This is a genomic window from Nocardiopsis sp. ATB16-24 (assembly GCF_030271535.1).
Taxonomy (GTDB): Bacteria; Actinomycetota; Actinomycetes; order Streptosporangiales; family Streptosporangiaceae; genus Nocardiopsis.
On sequence record NZ_JASCXJ010000002.1, the window covers coordinates 287,007 to 304,016 of the forward strand.

General features: G+C 66.9%; 11 protein-coding genes and 2 CRISPR repeat arrays. Of the genes, 8 read left to right on the forward strand and 3 right to left on the reverse strand.

What is annotated here, in order from left to right; genetic code table 11:
- Nucleotides 1-538 precede the first annotated feature (538 nt).
- Nucleotides 539-1,360: direct repeats of the CRISPR family, unit length 30 nt; unit sequence GTCCTCATCGCCCCTGCGAGGGGTAGCAAC.
- Between the two features lie 431 nt (nt 1,361-1,791).
- The 8 genes from cas6 to PFX91_RS03400 all read left to right on the forward strand — a co-directional run bounded on the left by cas6 (nt 1,792) and on the right by PFX91_RS03400 (nt 11,506).
- Entirely contained in the window at nt 1,792-2,466 is a 675-nt protein-coding gene (gene cas6 / locus PFX91_RS03365) for a CRISPR-associated endoribonuclease Cas6 (protein ID WP_285729316.1), read from the forward strand.
- Complete coding sequence (locus tag PFX91_RS03370) at nt 2,463-3,869, forward strand: hypothetical protein (RefSeq protein ID WP_285729318.1); 1,407 nt, start codon at nt 2,463-2,465, stop codon at nt 3,867-3,869. The genes cas6 and PFX91_RS03370 overlap by 4 nt, the downstream gene beginning before the upstream one ends.
- A complete protein-coding gene (gene cas7i / locus PFX91_RS03375; RefSeq protein ID WP_285729319.1) occupies nt 3,869-4,897 on the forward strand; it encodes a type I-B CRISPR-associated protein Cas7/Cst2/DevR in 1,029 nt (342 codons plus the stop codon). Before PFX91_RS03370 ends, cas7i begins: the two co-directional genes overlap by 1 nt.
- Nucleotides 4,894-8,103, forward strand: coding sequence for a CRISPR-associated helicase Cas3' (gene cas3, locus PFX91_RS03380; protein ID WP_285729321.1), 3,210 nt, complete (start codon nt 4,894-4,896; stop codon nt 8,101-8,103). Before cas7i ends, cas3 begins: the two co-directional genes overlap by 4 nt.
- Nucleotides 8,100-8,597 (forward strand): CRISPR-associated protein Cas4, encoded by a 498-nt coding sequence (locus PFX91_RS03385; protein ID WP_285729322.1) that lies wholly within the window; start codon nt 8,100-8,102, stop codon nt 8,595-8,597. Before cas3 ends, PFX91_RS03385 begins: the two co-directional genes overlap by 4 nt.
- Entirely contained in the window at nt 8,597-9,577 is a 981-nt protein-coding gene (cas1b, locus tag PFX91_RS03390; RefSeq protein WP_285729324.1) for a type I-B CRISPR-associated endonuclease Cas1b, read from the forward strand. Before PFX91_RS03385 ends, cas1b begins: the two co-directional genes overlap by 1 nt.
- Before the next feature lie 79 nt (nt 9,578-9,656).
- Nucleotides 9,657-9,848 (forward strand): CRISPR-associated endonuclease Cas2, encoded by a 192-nt coding sequence (locus PFX91_RS03395; protein WP_285729544.1) that lies wholly within the window; start codon nt 9,657-9,659, stop codon nt 9,846-9,848.
- A 133-nt stretch (nt 9,849-9,981) separates the two neighbouring features.
- Nucleotides 9,982-11,191: direct repeats of the CRISPR family, unit length 30 nt; unit sequence GTCCTCATCGCCCCTGCGAGGGGTAGCAAC.
- 42 nt (nt 11,192-11,233) lie between these two features.
- Nucleotides 11,234-11,506, forward strand: coding sequence for a hypothetical protein (locus PFX91_RS03400; protein ID WP_502888241.1), 273 nt, complete (start codon nt 11,234-11,236; stop codon nt 11,504-11,506).
- A 229-nt stretch (nt 11,507-11,735) separates the two neighbouring features.
- Here PFX91_RS03400 and PFX91_RS03405 read toward each other — a convergent pair whose 3' ends face one another.
- From PFX91_RS03405 to PFX91_RS03415, 3 genes are all read right to left on the reverse strand, one after another.
- The gene (locus PFX91_RS03405) at nt 11,736-12,551 is read right to left on the reverse strand and encodes a class I SAM-dependent methyltransferase (RefSeq protein ID WP_285729327.1); all 816 of its coding nucleotides are present in this window, start codon (nt 12,549-12,551) and stop codon (nt 11,736-11,738) included.
- A 667-nt stretch (nt 12,552-13,218) separates the two neighbouring features.
- Nucleotides 13,219-15,897: a Gfo/Idh/MocA family oxidoreductase gene (locus PFX91_RS03410; protein WP_285729328.1), complete on the reverse strand. Its 2,679-nt coding sequence runs from the start codon at nt 15,895-15,897 to the stop codon at nt 13,219-13,221.
- A gap of 25 nt (nt 15,898-15,922) precedes the next feature.
- The gene (locus PFX91_RS03415; RefSeq protein WP_285729329.1) at nt 15,923-16,978 is read right to left on the reverse strand and encodes a phosphotransferase enzyme family protein; all 1,056 of its coding nucleotides are present in this window, start codon (nt 16,976-16,978) and stop codon (nt 15,923-15,925) included.
- Nucleotides 16,979-17,010 lie beyond the last annotated feature (32 nt).

Consider the following 17,010-nt stretch of genomic DNA (forward strand, 5'->3'; position numbering starts at 1 on the left):
ACGGATTAAAAGTCCGCGTGTGGATGGGGGTTATGTGCCGGTGTGGGGTGGTTTGTTCCGGCTCATCCGGGTGACGGTGTCCCCCTGTGTGCTACCGGAGACGGCCCCGTGCCGCCGTGTCCCGGAACAGCGGAGCAATTCCCGAGCATTTCACCGGGCTGATGAGGTGTGGATCGAGTCCGTTGGTGACTTGGGCTCGTCAGGGTGGAGTTCAGCGGATGGATGTCGTCGAGGCTTGGATGCGGGTTTTGGGGGAGCGGGTAAGGGTGTTGGGTGCCGAGGTTTTGTGCCGGGAGGTGGAGGCGGTTGTGGCCTGGTAGCGCATGTGGTGGTTCTTGTCGGTGGTGTGACGGACACTGTGTTCGCGTGGGGGTACGGGTACGCTTCAACGGCGAGATGGCGTCAGGTGAGGGGCATGGGTTGGTGAAGGGTTGTTTTCAGCGACTCGCCGGGCTCGTCTGCGCTACCGGAGGTTCGCTGAAAAACAAGGTTGTTTGGCCTGGTTCGCAGGCTGTGTGGCCTGCGGCTTTACTCTCGGGTCCTCATCGCCCCTGCGAGGGGTAGCAACGCGGACTGGTTGATCACCCCATCGAGTCGGGTCACAGTCCTCATCGCCCCTGCGAGGGGTAGCAACCAGAACGCCACGGCGTGAGCGAGATGGTTGCCCGCGTCCTCATCGCCCCTGCGAGGGGTAGCAACACGGCACTCCCGTCGAGTACGCACGGGGCACCTACGTCCTCATCGCCCCTGCGAGGGGTAGCAACCGGACCAGGCCGCCGACTACCTCCGCCAGGAGGTGTCCTCATCGCCCCTGCGAGGGGTAGCAACCACGTCAGATGCGTGAGAGCAAGGCGGAAGAGCGCCGGTCCTCATCGCCCCTGCGAGGGGTAGCAACAAGTACAGCCACGTGGACGCGGCGGCCGCGATCAGCAGTCCTCATCGCCCCTGCGAGGGGTAGCAACCTCTCATGTCTGAACGTGGCATCATCCAGGACCACTGTCCTCATCGCCCCTGCGAGGGGTAGCAACGGCGTGTATCCCCCGAGCGTCGTCTGTCGGTCCAGTCCTCATCGCCCCTGCGAGGGGTAGCAACCTGATGAGGCGTGCCGCCCCGTCCCAGCTGGTCAGTGTCCTCATCGCCCCTGCGAGGGGTAGCAACAGGCACCGCGAACAACGGCGGCGCCTGGTCAGGGCTCTTGTCCTCATCGCCCCTGCGAGGGGTAGCAACCTCATGACTGCGCATCAGAACACCAAGAACCAAGAACGTCCTCATCGCCCCTGCGAGGGGTAGCAACTGTGGATGGGGGTCAGCGGTCATCGACCCGTCCGGGGTCCTCATCGCCCCTGCGAGGGGTAGCAACACAGTGGGATTCAACCTCCAGCCCCAGCACCTACCTGCCCTCACCCTCCTGGGAGGGAAAGCAAGACGGTGCTCATAGAGGCTCTGTACTCCTTTAGACCCCATGCCTGAGCGGCAGCACAGCCATAACGCTCCTGCCCTTGGGGACCTTCCTTCTTGTTCATAGCTTCATGCAATCAATTGTTTCCAAAGAGCATCATCGAATACAAGTTCGAAATGGAATCGTCTTGCCGGGTAGCAGATCTGCGCCCTTGATGTAGCGCAAACCCCTTTTTTTGTCCTCAACCGGCCACAAGGAGGATCTTCCCGTTTCCCTGTCACTGCCTCTCTCTAATGTGAGCCTCCAACACGACCAACACGATTGTGAGGAGGTGTCTCATGCGCCTTCGAGTGGCAGTCCGTACGACGGCTACGTCCCTTGCCTGGGAGAACGTGCTTCGCCCGGGCCGTGGTCTGGTTTACGAACTGCTCTCCCGCGGGGCCCCCGAGATCGGTACCCGACTGCACGAACACGGCTGGGGGGAGACCGGCATGACCCCCTTCGGGCACAGCGCGCCCGAGTTCCCCTCGGCCCGACGTGCGAGGGGCCAGTACGCGGTGGGCGGGACAGGCACCCTGGAGTTCGGCAGCCCTCTGCCGCAGGTCCTTGAAGGTCTGGCCAAAGGTCTGGCCGGTCAGACGGTGGTGGACTGGGGCGGTACGGCACTGCGGGTCGACGCCGTCGATGTGCTTGCCCCACCGGACTTCGCGTCCGGCAAGGCCGTGCTCAGAACCTCCACCCCCGTGGTGATGAAGGGCTCAGGGCACAACGAGCACGGAGAGCGCACCACCCGCCAGGCGTGGGTGTTGCCGACCGAGCCGGAGTTCGCCGCCTACTTCGAGGCCAACCTGCGCCGCAAAGCCCTGACCGTGGGCACCGACCCCGACGTCAGCGTCCAGGCCATCACCTGGGTGGGCCCCAAACGCAGTTTCGCCGTGGGCAAGGGACACAAACCCGGAGCCGCAGTGGAAGCCGAACTCCACGGCGCCCCGGAAACCCTGCGGTGCATCTGGAGTTGGGGCCTGGGCCAGGCCAACTCCGCGGGTTTTGGGTGGGTGATCGCGTGAGCACCACGACCACCGGACTCAGCGTGCGGTTGACCGCGCATCCGCTCCAGCGGGTCGGCGCGTTCGCGCTGTCCTCGCTCGTGCACCGCAGACCCGTGGGGTTGAAACAGCTCGCCCATCCTGTGGAGCTGACCGAGCAGGACCTGCGCGCCGCGAACACGAACATGATCCAGGACCTGGACCGCACCACCACCATCGCGACGAGCAAGGAACCCGGTGGGTTCTGGTTGGGGGCCAGCTACCTGTTCTGGCCCAACTGCCCCATCAACACCACCAACCGCAAGTCCCTTCTGGGTCAGGGCCTCAAGGACAAGCTCGCCCAGTGGCGCACCTTGCCCGAGACCGACACCTTCCTGGACGCGCGATGTGTGTTGTGCGACCACCCGGCCTGCGGGTTCTACGGCAAGGTCGACGTTCCACTTCTGGAAAGCTCCTCCTACCGCAACACCACCATCCCCACCCATGAGGGGATGGCCCTGTGCCGGGGCTGCCTGCTGAGCTTCTACGCCCTGCCTTACGGGTGCGCGATCGGCGGCGGCCGGGCCACCGCACTGCACAGCTGGGACGACGACCTGCTCTGGGCGCTCACCAAGTTCCAGGTCGACCAGACCCGGAGCCAGGCGGTGGCCGGTGCACCGGCCGGGGAACGCCCCTCCTACGCCCGACAGCTCGCCGCGCTGAGCGGCCTGCGCGGCTATGAGGAGACGGTGACCGACGGGGTGGAGCTGATGGTCTTCACCAACAGCAACAAGGAACAGGACCTGGCCGTGCACGCCATGGACCAGCCCAGCACCGAGTGGATCCGTGACCTGCCGCGCGAACCCTTGATGTGGCTCGGCCGCACCCACCGGTGGGAAAAGGTGCCCGGTCGGTCCATGCTCGCCCGGAACCTCTTCGACCTTCCCGAACGGGTGGTCCCCACCGTCTCCCACTTCCTGCGTGAACGCGCCCTGGGCAAGGACGGTATCTGCGCCCAGACACCGTTGCTGTCCGCCACATGTTCCTCCTACGCAACGAAGGTGCTCCAGGTGTCCTCCACCGACTTGGACCAGATCGACCAGCTCGCCGCACGCATCGCCCATGTCCTCAACACCGAGGACGACAAGGAACTGAAGAAGTTCCTCCAAGCCCGTAAGAAGATCGCGACCCTGCGGGCCTGGTTGCAGCGCCAATCCGTCGAGCGGACGCTGCGCACCAAGGAGACCGAGCCGTTCATCACCCAGCGCCAGTGGCGGCTGCTCTTCGACGCCGAGGACCGGGTCTTCCTCCACCGGGATCTGCTGTTCATCGGGGTGCTCGACCACCTGCACGAACTCGAACCCACCTGGCGCGGACGCGACCACGACGACGTGTCCACCGACGACCTCATTCCCGACGCCGACCTGGATGCGGAGAACAACTGATGACCTACCTGGTGGGCAAGATCGCCCTGGACATCACCGCCGGTGCCCCCAACAACGGCCGGGGCGAGGACAACATGGCCAAGGTCAAGTACCTGACCATCGGACGCGGAGAGCGCGTTCCCTACATCTCCGCGCAGGCATTGCGCCGCTGGTGGCGTGACTCCCTGCCCGCGACCGAGAAGCGCTCACCCGTCACCCGGTCCGGTAGCGGCAAGAAGCAGCAGGCCCACACCGCGGGCCGCCCGGACCTGTACTTGGACGATGACCTGTTCGGCTACATGGTCGCGGTGAAGAAGGAAAACTACCAGCGCGATACGGTCCTGGCCACCGGAACGCTGGTCTCGCTGGCCTCCAAGCGCATCGTTTCGGACTTCGGCACGATGAGCCGGGGTTTCCCGGCCGACGCCGACCCGGTCATCCACGAACACGAGCACTACACCTCCGAGATGGCCGGGGACATGCTGTTGGACCTGCCGCGCGTGGGCACCTTCGAGCAGGACGGGGGAGGGCTGCGCCGGGCGTTGTCTCCTGTGGCGGCGGACGAGGCGGTCAAGGCCGGTGCCGGCGAGTACGTGCTGCGCGGCATCGGGTCGTTGCGTTTGCCGATCGAGGAGCGCCGCCGTCGGGCCGCGGTGCTGCTGCGCACCCTGGCCCAGGTCCAGGGCGGGGCCAGCCGGGCCCTGCACTACGGGGACCGTGCTCCTTCCTTCGTGCTGCTGGCCCCTCTCAAGGGAGGTAACAACCCCTTTACCCGCGTGCTGGCCACCGGACCGCAGGGGTCGTTCTTCGACGTGGACGTCTTCTCCGAGGAGATGCGGGCCCGGGCCGATGAGCTGGACGGTCCCGTCCACATCGGCTGGGCTCCGGGGTTCCTCGGCAATCAGCGCGAGCAGATCCGCCAGGACCTGGCCGAGGACATCGCCGAGGGCCGTGTGGTGATCGACCACCCGCGTACCGTTCTGGGCGCCCTGGCCAAGGAGATCGAGGCCGGGCAGCGCGACTCCTGGTTCGAGGACCCGGCCGTATGACCACCGCTCTGGAGATCACGATCACCGCTCCGGTGGTCTCGTTCCGCAACCCCTTGTACTCGGGCGTGCAGGTCACCCTGCCCTGCCCGCCGCCGTCCACCGTCGCCGGCCTGCTGGCCGCGGCGGTGGGCGGCTGGGACCGCATGCCCACCGACACTCGTGTGGCACTGGCCTTCACCGCCCGGGGCAGGGGGGTGGACCTGGAGACCTTCCAACCCCTGGACGCCGAAGGCAAGAAGAGGGACGCCACCCCCAAGGAGCACGAGTTCCTCGCCGACACCACTCTCACGGTCTGGGTGCTCGACCACCTGGACCTGTGGGAAGAGGCGATGCGTCGCCCGGTATGGCCGCTCCGCCTGGGCCGCAGTCAGGACCTGGCCTCGGCCCGCACCCGCCGCATCACCCTCCACCCGGGGGCGGGAATCCAGGGCCGTGCCCTGGTGCCCGCTGATGCCTCCACCTCGGGGATGCAGGTGCGCATGCCCCATGCCATCAGCCCTGATCGGTCTCGTATCCAGTGGGGCACCTACCGGTACGCCTCCCAGGGCAGCGCCGCGCAGATCGACTCCCCGCTGCGCACCGATGACGGCCAGGCCGTTGTACCCCTCAAAGCCGTGCACCCGCACGCCACCGCCGAGGACCAGGCCCATTTGCCGCACGCCCGAGCCACCGGTTCCGTGGCGGGTCACAAGCGCGGCGAGACGCCGACCGTCCAATCGCAGGCCACGGGCAAGGCGGTGGAGGCGGGGCGTTCCCAGTCCACCGCTGGCCCTCAGATCCACCTGCCGCACATCTGGGCCAAAAGTCCCGCACCCGGTCACAAGCGGGGCGAGGCTTTGACCACCCACTTGCAGACCACGGTCCAGGCCCTGAACCTGCTGCACGCCCGCGTCGGCACCCTCCCCGGCGTGGACGAGCGGTTCTGGACCTGGGCCCGTCTGGCGTGTTTGTTCCACGACGCGGGGAAAGTGCCGGACGGGTTCCAGACCATGGTGGGCAACCCCCCTCCCGCCCGACCGTGGGGCAAAAGGCACGAGATCTACTCGCTCGCCTTCGTCGACCACGTCCTCGCCCACCTGACGGAAGAGGAACGCACCTGGATCGGCCTGGGGGTGGTCACCCACCACCGTCCCCTGGCCGGTGGCGAGGGCTCCATCCGTAACGAAGCCCGGAATCTGGCCGACTTCCAACAGGTCCTGGACGGTTTCGGGCCCGTGGACACCGCCTCCGCCAACGACCTGGCGGCCTGGCTGGCCGCTCATGCCGCAGCGCCCACACCCGCATCCGTCACCCCAGCCGACCTGGCCCAAGCCGTACACCGGGCGCTGGACCGCATCCTCAAGGAATGGGAGCGGGGACAAAGCCCCAACGGGGACGACAAGGCCGGGCTGACCGCCGCCCTGCTCCAGGGAGCCGTTACCCTGGCCGACCACGTGGCCTCCGCCCACAGCCCCCTGCTCACCACACACCCGCTGACCGGCACCGACTATCCCAGGCGGCTGCGGCTGGAACTGGCCGGCAAGGGCAACAGCCCCTATCCGCACCAGGAACGGGCCGAGACCACCACCACGCACATGGCCATGCGCGCCCCCACCGGACAGGGCAAAACCGAAGCCGCCCTGTTGTGGGCCACCACCCACACCCGCGACCTGGGCACCGACACAGGCGGCACCCCCCGCCTGTTCTACTCGCTGCCCTACCTGGCCTCCATCAACGCCATGGCCACACGCCTGCGGCGTGATCTGGGCCAAGACCAGGTCGGCGTGGTCCACTCCCGCGCGGCGAGCTTCTACCTGTCCACCGCCTCCTGCGACGATCACAACGACGTCCACCAGCAAAGCGACCCCGATCAGGAACGCCGGCGGGCCTCCCGAGCCGTGGCCCAGTCCAACGCCAGCCGCCTGTTCCGGGAACTGGTGCGCATCACCACCCCCTACCAGCTCCTACGCGGCGCCCTGGGCGGCACCGCGCACGCGGCCACCCTCATCGACAGCGCCAACTCGGTGTTCGTCTTCGATGAACTCCACGCCTACGAACCCCGGCGCCTCGGCATGATCCTGGCCATGATGCGGCAGTGGGCCGACCTCGGCGGGCGGATCGGCATCATCTCCGCGACCCTGCCCGACCGGCTCCTGAAAACCATCCGCCACCGCCTGGGTGCGAACCACCGGTTGGAGCTGGTGGAACCCGACGCCGACTACGCCTGGCCGCGCCGCCACCGCCTGCACCTGCGACAAGAACACCTGACCGACCCCACGAGCGTGGAACAGATCAAGGACGCGCTACGCGCAGGGCAGAGCGTGGCCGTGATCGCCAACAACGTCGCCGACGCCTGGAACCTCTACGACCAGCTCGCACCCCTGGCCGAGGAACTCCACGGCCACGGAGCGGCGCTGCTGCTGCACTCGCGTTTCAAGACCGCAGACCGGACCAGGATCGAAAAGGCCATCCAGGACCGCTTCGGCACCCGCACCACGCCCCGCCGCCCCGGGTTGTTGGTGGCCACCCAGGTGGTCGAGGTGTCGCTGGACGTGGACTTCGACGTCCTGCACACCTCCGCCGCCCCGTTGGAAGCGCTCCTGCAACGCTTCGGTCGCATCAACCGTGTGGGTGCCCTGGAACGACCGGCGCCGGTCATCGTGCACCAACCCCACTACGCGCCCCGAGGCAAGAGCGGGCCGGAGTTCGCCGACCAGGTCTATCCGGCCGAGCCCACCCGGTTGAGCTGGGACATCCTGGCCCGCGACGACGGCCAGGAACTGGACGAACGCCTGTTCACCGCATGGCTCAACGACATCTACACAAGTCCCTGGGGTGAGGAGTGGCGCACCCAGGTGGAGAACTCCGCCCAGGACTTCCAGAACCATTTCCTGAACTTCCAGCAGCCCCTGAACGACACCTCTCGGCTTTCTGAGGCCTTCGACGAGATGTTCGACGGCGTGGACGGCATCCTCGCCCAGGACCGGCAGCACTACGAAGACGCCCTCCTGGGAAAGTCTCCGGGTGAGGAGCGGGGAACCGGCAGACTGTTGGCCTCGCAGTACCTGATCCCGCTGCCGCACTACGCACGTTTCCTGGGCACCTGGGACCACAAACTCAAGGTCCTGATCATCGACGCCGACTACGAACACGACCGCGGACTGACCGCGATCAGATCGGCATCCAGCACGACGGTGAACTCCTACCAACCCGGGGCGATCCTGTGATCGGAGCCGAAGACGTGGGCGGGGTGCACGTGAAGTACCTCTACCACTGCCCCCGCCAACTGTGGCTGTACGCCCGCGGATTCCGCCCCGAAGCCACCAGCGCCACCGTCCAACTCGGTGAGGCGGTTCACGAGACCTCCTACCGCCGAGCCCACCCCATCGACCTGGGCTCGGCACGCCTGGACGACCTCGACGGCGACCTGTGGGTGCACGAGATCAAATCCTCCTCACGCGCCACCCCGGCCGACGAAGCCCAGGCCGTCCACTACTGCTACCGGCTCCGCCAGGTCGGAGTCGACGCACAAGGCGCGATCCTGCACTACCCCAAGACCCGACGAACCCGACGCATGCCCTACGCACCTGAGTGGGACGACCGCGCCCGAGCCGACATCACCGCCGTCCTGGACACCATCACGCAGACCACATCCCCAGACCGGCTCACCAGATCGGCCTGTCGGGGATGTAGCTACTTCGACTACTGCTGGAGCCAGTGATGCCCACCGCCGCACGAACCTACTGGCTCACCTCCAGCTGCCGGATCCGCCGAAAAGACCAGTCCCTGCTCATCGAACGCGAACACGGTGAGGACGTGCGCATCCCCATCACCGACGTGCGCGACCTCATCGCCTGCAAACCCGTCGACATCAACACCTCCGTGGTGAGCCTGCTCAACCAGCACCGCATCAACGTGCACCTGCTCAGCTACTACGGGGACTACTCCGGTTCTTTGACCGCTGCGGAAACGGCCACCTCCGGAGAGACCGTCATCGCCCAGGTCCGCCTGGCCACGGACCCGGTGGCCTCGGTGCGCATCGCCCGCGACCTGGTGCGCGCCACCGCGTTCAACGTACGCCGGGTCCTGGATCGGGACCTGCTGTCGGGGCCGTATGCGGTGTTGAAGGAAAAGTCCGAACAGGCAAAGGACGCAGCCTCGCTGATGGGTATCGAGGGCAACTTCCGCCGCTCGGCGTGGGCGGTGCTGGACACCAAACTGCCCGAGTGGCTACAGCTGCACGGACGTAGCCGACGCCCGCCCAGGAATGCCGGGAACGCCTTCATCAGCTACGTCAACGGCATCGTCTACGCGCGCTCGCTCACGGCTTTACGCCTGACCCCGTTGCACACCGGGGTGGCTTTCCTGCACAGCACCATGGAACGCCAACGGCACTCGCTGTGCCTGGACCTGGCGGAGGTGTTCAAGCCCCTGTTCGCCGAACGGTTGCTGTTGCGGATGGCCAACCGCAACCAGCTCAAGGAACACCACTTCGACGTGGACTCCAACCAGGCCATGCTCAGCGACACCGGCCGCAAACTGGTCGTGGCGGCGGTACGCGATGAGTTCGCCACCAGCGTCAAGCACCGCGAACTCAACAGGCCGGTCGCCTACGACGAGCTGATGTACCTGGAAGCACTCAAACTCACTCGGGCGTGCCTGGAGGGCGAGACCTACAAACCCTTCCGGATCTGGTGGTGACACGGCCGTGCACGTAGTGGTGGTCTATGACACCGCGGTCGAACGCAACCCGCAGATCCTGCGAACATGCCGGTTGTAACTGCACCATGTTCAGCGCAGTGTTTTCGAAGGACAGCTCAGCGCCGCGCAGATGAAGCGGTTCGAAAGAGCGGTGAAAGATGTGATCGACGACAGCCATGACCATGTCATCGTCTATACGTTCCCGCCCGGGGTGACTCCGCAAAGAGCGGCTTGGGGGATAGCGCGTAGTGCTCCGAGCGACATCTTGTAGCAGATGTGTCATGGGAAGGGGAGAATCCGGGTTTCAGCGACACGCCGGGACGGGCTGCACTACCGGAGGTCCGCTGAAAAACAGCCTCGATCCAGCAGTCTGGGGGTCCTATGACCTGCGGCTTTACTCTCGGGTCCTCATCGCCCCTGCGAGGGGTAGCAACTGGGCCCCGCCGGTAGCGGTAAGTCCTACGTGGTCGCGTCCTCATCGCCCCTGCGAGGGGTAGCAACGTATTCTCCCCGGCGCGCACCTGGACCGCCTGCTCAAGTCCTCATCGCCCCTGCGAGGGGTAGCAACCTTGACTGCTCATCCGTCATTGCCTAGGTAGGCCGTCCTCATCGCCCCTGCGAGGGGTAGCAACAGAAGTACACCAAGAAGGTCCGCGACATCTCCAAGGTCCTCATCGCCCCTGCGAGGGGTAGCAACACGTAGCCCCGGCGCAGGATCGCCTCCGGGACCTGCCGTCCTCATCGCCCCTGCGAGGGGTAGCAACGATGCGCATCGCGGCCTGAGCCTCCCCCGTTTCTGGGTCCTCATCGCCCCTGCGAGGGGTAGCAACACTTCACTCTGCCCGTCCGCCCCCGTTCCACCGAGGTCCTCATCGCCCCTGCGAGGGGTAGCAACCACCCGGCCTCGGTCACGTAGTCCGGCAGCACGAAGGTCCTCATCGCCCCTGCGAGGGGTAGCAACGGAAGAAGAGCCTGTGTACACCCCTAAGGTGTCCATGTCCTCATCGCCCCTGCGAGGGGCAGCAACTGTAAAGACACAAAGGTGGGCCGCCCTGGCCAGAGGTCCTCATCGCCCCTGCGAGGGGTAGCAACTGCAGCAGCCCGCACTCGGTGCAGGTGCATCGAGCCGTCCTCATCGCCCCTGCGAGGGGTAGCAACGGGAGGCACCCGTGTTGACCTGCGGGTGCCTCCTTTGTCCTCATCGCCCCTGCGAGGGGTAGCAACGACGCTTTGCCGGTGCGTCCCGCCCGGGTGGTGGGTCCTCATCGCCCCTGCGAGGGGTAGCAACTACAGCTGCGCCGGGCCGTCCGGGGCCGCTATGGGTCCTCATCGCCCCTGCGAGGGGTAGCAACGGGTGGGCGCTGGTGCAGCCGCAGGCGGGCTCTTGTCCTCATCGCCCCTGCGAGGGGTAGCAACGCGGTGTGCAGGGACGCGGACACGGCAGTCTGCCCAGTCCTCATCGCCCCTGCGAGGGGTAGCAACGTCACGGATGAGTAGCCGAGAGTCGGTCACGGACAGGCGTCCTCATCGTCCCTGCGAGGGGTAGCAACATGATCCACCTCGACCAGGTGACGACGCGGTCCGGTCCTCATTGCCCCTGCGAGGGGTAGCAACATCCAGGACGCGCCGAGCTTGGCCTTGATCTCGTCGTCCTCATTGCCCCTGTGGAGGGGTAGCAGCGGACCGGCTGCCGAGGCGCTCGTCTCTCAAGTCCACCAGTCCGGAGGTGCGGCCGAGGTCGGCTTGGGCGACGCCATCACGGGTGTGGTCGCGGACAACCAGGGCGCGCACAACAAGACGAGCGACTACTTCTTCATCGACACCGTAGGGCGGACGCAGTTGATCGCTGAGAGCGCCAAGTGGTCTCATACGGTTGTCACCGACCAGACGGAGAAGGAAGACCGGGCCACAGAGCCGCCCCGACACTGACGGACAGGCCATGGCGGAGACCGCTTCGGCATGGGAAAGGCAGCGGCATGTCTTGGGTCCTGTGAAGCCGTGTTCATGGTTTCTCAGGCCACGGCGCTCGGTCGTCTGTTCTCGAACTCCGCCGGCCGGGCGGTCCGCCACTTCCGACCCCTGAGGTAGAGGGCGGATGCGAGTGGTGGGCAACTCGCGACCAGCGGCATGGACAGCCGGCCATCTGTCTCGTGCTGAATCATGGTGTGCGGGGGCTGCGGGCGAGGATGAGTCCCTGGTGGGTGGTGATGGTCAAGGGGCCCTGCTCGAAGCGGGCTGCCAGGTCGTGTTCGACCTGGGCCAGGGTCGCATCGAAGGGCACCCCGGATTGATCGGCCCACGCCCGGTAGGAGGCGAAGTGAGCAAGGGCCGGCCCGGGATCCTCCAGTGTGATGTGGCCGTGCAGGTCGATCACGGTGACGTCGTCGAAGTACCGCCCCATCACCTGCGGTGCTTCTTCGAGGGGGAAGTGGTCGGAGAGTTTCATCCTGCGCGGCCCCTGGCCGGTGCCCAGGACCGTGCCGGCCGCTCGGGACCACCACAGGTCCAATTCGGCCTTGTCGTCGCGGGCATTGGTGGAGGCCACCAGGACACCGTCGGGCGTGAGGACGCGGGCGGCTTCGGCGATAGCCCGCGCTGGATCGGGGACGTGGTACAGCATGTGCATGGCCAGCACCACCTCCACACTGCCGGTGCGCACCGGCAGGTGGGCGGCGTCAGCGCACACCACCGCTCCCGGCACGTTGCGCAGCAGTGATGCCGACAGATCCACCCCCACCACTGGGGTGTGGGGGCGTTCGGTGCGGATCCGGTCCAGATAGCGGCCATTGCCGCACCCGGTGTCCACCCACACCCCGGCACGGTCGCCGACGTGGTCCAGGACCAGGCCGGGCAGGTCGAAGCGGGGCCTTTGGTGGGCGTACAGGTTCTGGCGGGCGGCGAGTGGGCGATCGTCGCGGTAGGCGTGCCCGGTCAGCAGGTCGCGGTCGGTGGAGGCACGGGGGCGGTGGTCCATGGCCCACATCCTTACCGTTTCGGGGTCGGTGTGTGGAAGGGGGTGGCGGTGAACGCGACCAGGCGGTCGCGGATCTCGCGTGCTACGTCCGCGACGCTGCGTCCGGCCTGGACCAGGTCCAGGGCTGACTACGTCGATGAGAGCGGGGAACGTTTCGCGACCACTTCGGGGAACGGTCTGTCGTCATCCGCACCGGCTGGTGTCGATGAGTTTGGGGAACGCCCAGCCTCGGAGTGTGAGGAGTTCCCTCCGAGGGCTCGGTGGCAGAGCGCGTGTGGAAGGTGCGCTGCGCGTCCCGTCCGACTATCTGGAAGGGATCGCGGCGTACCGCCCCGGACCACGACGTGCGGGGGCTGGTGTCACCTGCGGGGCGGCATGCCGCACTGAACCCCGCGGCGTGGTGTTCCCCGAACTCATCGACATGCCCAAGGCCATCTCGGATGCGTTTCCCATCGTGATCGAGATTCGTTCTCACTACTCGTCGACAAAGCCATCCAGGGCCTTGCGGCGGAACTCGGCGGGGTATCCACGACGTCCTACGGTGCCCTCCTTGAGGTCACGTGGTCCCAGGATCCAGAAATCCGACTCCGAAAAACGCAGGACACACCAGAGCCTCCATCACACCCGGCACGAAACATTGGCCGGTCTCCAATCTGGGGCGCGGGACTCATCCGTGGGCGGCCGAGGGCTGAGTGAAAAGGGGTTGGTTGGCGCGGAGCAGATCTGCGATCGCCGAGATCCTGTGCAGGCTGCTCAGGTCCGGGTCGGCCATCGGGCCGGTACCCAGCAGCTTGGTCGTGGCATCGCGGACGGCGGTGTGCAAGGGGGAGTCGTCGACAACCTCCTCGTGAAGGGTCACGCCATCCCGTTCGGCCTGGACCAGATGGCGGTTGAGACCTAGATGGTCGCCTCCGGGCAGGGTCACCGGATCGAAGAACACGGTGAAGCGAGTGCGCCCGGCATGGATGGTGACTTTGCGATGCCGGTCGGTGAAGGGCCGGGATGCGTCAGGGGTGGTGCGGTGGCCGACGGCCAAGGTGGGGGTGGCGATGCTGGAGGTCAGATCGATGTGCAGTGGGCCGGTGGGTAGGGACAGATGCGTGCGTTCGGTCAGGGCGGAGACGAACAGGTCCTTGTGGTAGGTGGCCAGGAGGTCCGTGTTGGCGGGCGCGGTGGCGAAGTAGGCGGTCCCGGTCTGCTCATCCAGCAGGCCGCGCAGGACGGTGAGCATGTGCAGCCACTCATAGCCGAGCACCCCGTAGGAGCGGTCCACGAACCTGCCCAGAGCGATGTCGGCACTGCGGTCCTTGACGAAGGTGACCGCCACGTGGGTCGGCGTCGGGTCTGGCTCGAACCGGTCCATCACCTCGCGTAGGACGTCGAGGGCGCGAGCGTGCCGATACTGATCGGTGACCACGATCCTCGCCTCGGGATGGGTCTTCAACAACTCCTGGAAGTCGCTGATCTCGTGTCCCAGGCAGGCCGGCTTTTCCAGCAGTACCCGCGCCTGAGGGTCGTGGGCAAGGATGGAGCGCAGAACGGGCAAGTGGTCGGTGGTGGGGGTGCACACCGACCACAGGCCGATGGAGGAGCGCACCGCGGGAGGCAGCCCGTCGACCCCGTGGGGGAAGCTCCGGTAGGTCTTGGGCAGGTCCTGGTGCTTGGGGTCGATGACGGTCAGCTCGGCGCCCTGTTCGGCGAGGATCTGGGTGTGCAGGCGGCCGATCTTGCCGTAGCCGACCACGCACGCCGACGTCCTCACAACCGGGTTCGCAAGCGCGCGTCCCGGGGTTTCGAGTGTGGTGGGCGGGGGCTCGGCGGCCAGGTAGGTGTCGTAATAGGCCTGGTACAGGCCCGATTCGCGGACAATGTGGTCCACCGGTTCGGTGTGCACTCCGGCGCTCAGGTGCTCGTGGAGGGAGGCCAGGGCATCGGCGGCCACGAGGGTGCCGGCGCGGTAGGCGTCATAGCCCTGGGTGGGGATGGCGTCGGCCTCGAACAGGTTCAGGCTGCGTCCGTTTCCCAACACGGTTACCTCACAGCCGTGGGAAAGCCGGTAGCGTCGACCGATCCCTGGCACCTCGGTTTCCACCCGAACGGTGTGGGGGTGTTCGGCCAGCAGGCTGAAGTCGGCGCTGGCGAACGGTGCCAGGAACGCTCCTGACGGTAGTAGGCTCAGCGCCTCCTCGGTCAGGGCACGCTCTCCGGTGGTCCCGGCGATCACGACCGGACGCGCCCGCTCCAAGGCCCGGGTGAGGGTGGGGTGGGTGGTCTGTCCGGCTTCGGCCGCCTCGATCAGAGCGAGCGGGTCGGGGTCGACCACGTGCACTTGGCAGCCCTGGTCGGCCAAGGCGCGGGACAGGCGTGACCCGAGTGCGCCGTGACCCAGAACGAGAACGGGGCGGCCGATCATCTTGACGGCGGGCACAAGGGCACGCAGCCTGCGCAGGCAGGAGTCGGCGATCTCGGCATAGCCCAAGCGAAGCTTGAGGGCAGAGCGGGCCAGGTTGAACACGGGGATGTCCACCTCAGCGTCTTTGATGCGTTTGAGTCCGGAGACGGTCAGTTCCACCGCGGCGTCCACCCGATGGGCCGCGTCGGCGCGTCCGTATCCCTGGGCGATGAGACCGCCGTCGTCGATGACCATGACACGGCGGTCGTCTTGGTGGGCGGTCTTGATGAAGGCGTCCATGGCACGGCGGCCTTCGGCGAGTTCGGCGGCGTGGGTGTGGGGCGCGTTGATGGTGGTGTTGTCCAGCACCCCGCTGGCACAGCCCAGCTGGCGCAGGGTGGCGTGGATGCGTGCGCGCCGCAGGGTGGCGTCGCCCTTGTCCAGGGCGTAGATCCACTGTGCCGGTACCCCGGCGCGCAGCAGGGCCTGGATCAGGCCGAGGGTGTTTTCGACGTAGTGGTCGCGGACGATGATCGCCCAGTCGGCCAGGTGTGAGCGGTCGGGGGTGAAGCGGTCCAGGAGCGGCATGGCCGCGCTGATTTGTTCCTGTTCGGTGTGGGTGAAGCAGGCCAGCGCTTGGTTCAGGGCTTCCGTGAGATCGGTGGCGGCGGTGGCGCCTGTGGGCTGGTGGTGGATGAGGATCTCGACCTGATCGGCGGGCACGGTGTGGGTGAGGGTGTCGGGTGCGGTGGGGGTGTGTGGCCTCCAGCCCACCCGCAGGAGCGGATCGTCCTCGTGGTTCTGCTCGGTCAGAAGCAGTCCGTTGGGGGTGCGCACCAGGTGCAGGTGGTGGCGGGCTGCGATGTCGGTGGCCTCTTGGGCGACCCGTTCGGGGGTCAGGGGTCCGTGCAGCACCGTCCAGGTCCACGGAATGGTGGTCGTCTGGGGGGTCATGGTCGTCCTTCTTTCACATAGGGTGTCACAGGTGGCGGGCCAGGTCGTTGAGCATCCTGTCGATGTCCGCCTGGTGTTCCAGCAGGGTGCTGGCGGCTTGGTGGCGCAGGAGCCAGAAGTCATCGAGCGCCGCCTGGTCGATGCCGGGTGCGAGGTAGTGCTGTTTGACCCCGTACAGGCTGCGCAGGAGTTGGATGAGGGCGATGCGCCCGCAGGCGCGTACGTCCGCCGCGGTGGCGCCGGGGTTGGTGGCGAGGTAGGCGGCGATGAAGGTGCGGGCGGCAGCCGGCCAGTCGTGGCGGCTGGTGACGGTGTTGGGGTAGAACGCCATCCGGCCCAGGTCATAGGCGAGCAGGTCGGGGCGGGGTGGTGAGAAGTCCAGGACCGCCGACAGGTGCCCGTCGGTGAAGAGGAGGTTGACGGGGCTGTAGTCGCCGTGGAGCACCTGCACCGTCAGAGTCTGGGGGATCTGAGCGGCCAGGTCCGGGAGGTGGGTGAGCATGGTGCGCCGCTCGGCCAGGGTTCGCGCTGCGGGAGCGTCGAACGGGTCCGTGATCCCGGTACGGGTGCGGTCGTCGATGACGCCCAGGAGGCGGTCGATCGTGGAGTCAAGGGCGGACACATCGATGGTGCGCCAGGACCGCAGGGGCACGGTGGCATCGGTATCGGCGCTCCGGGGCAAGACGGCGAACACCGCATGGATGCGCCCCAGTACACGCCCGGCTTGGGCGCACTCGCTGTCGCCGAGGTCGGTCACCACCGTCCCGGGTATCCACTCCCAGACCGAGAACGCCACCGCGGTACTGGTATCGACCGTCTGGCCGTCTTGGTTGTAGATGATGCGGGCGACGGGAATGCCGTGGCTTCCGGCGAGTTCGGACAGGCCGATCGCCTCGCGTTCGGCGTCCAGGTCGGTGCCTGCGGGGTAGGTCTTGACGAACATCTGTCGGTCGCCGCTGCGGGCGCGCAGGTTGAGGGTGTTCTGGCCTACCCCCACCCGGGTCAGAGAAGGCGTGGGCAGGTCGTACCTGTGGGCCAAGGCGGGTGCCACGATCTCGTCGAGGTCGGTGGGTTGGATCATGCGGCAGTCCTCATCGTGCGTGGTGGTCGAGG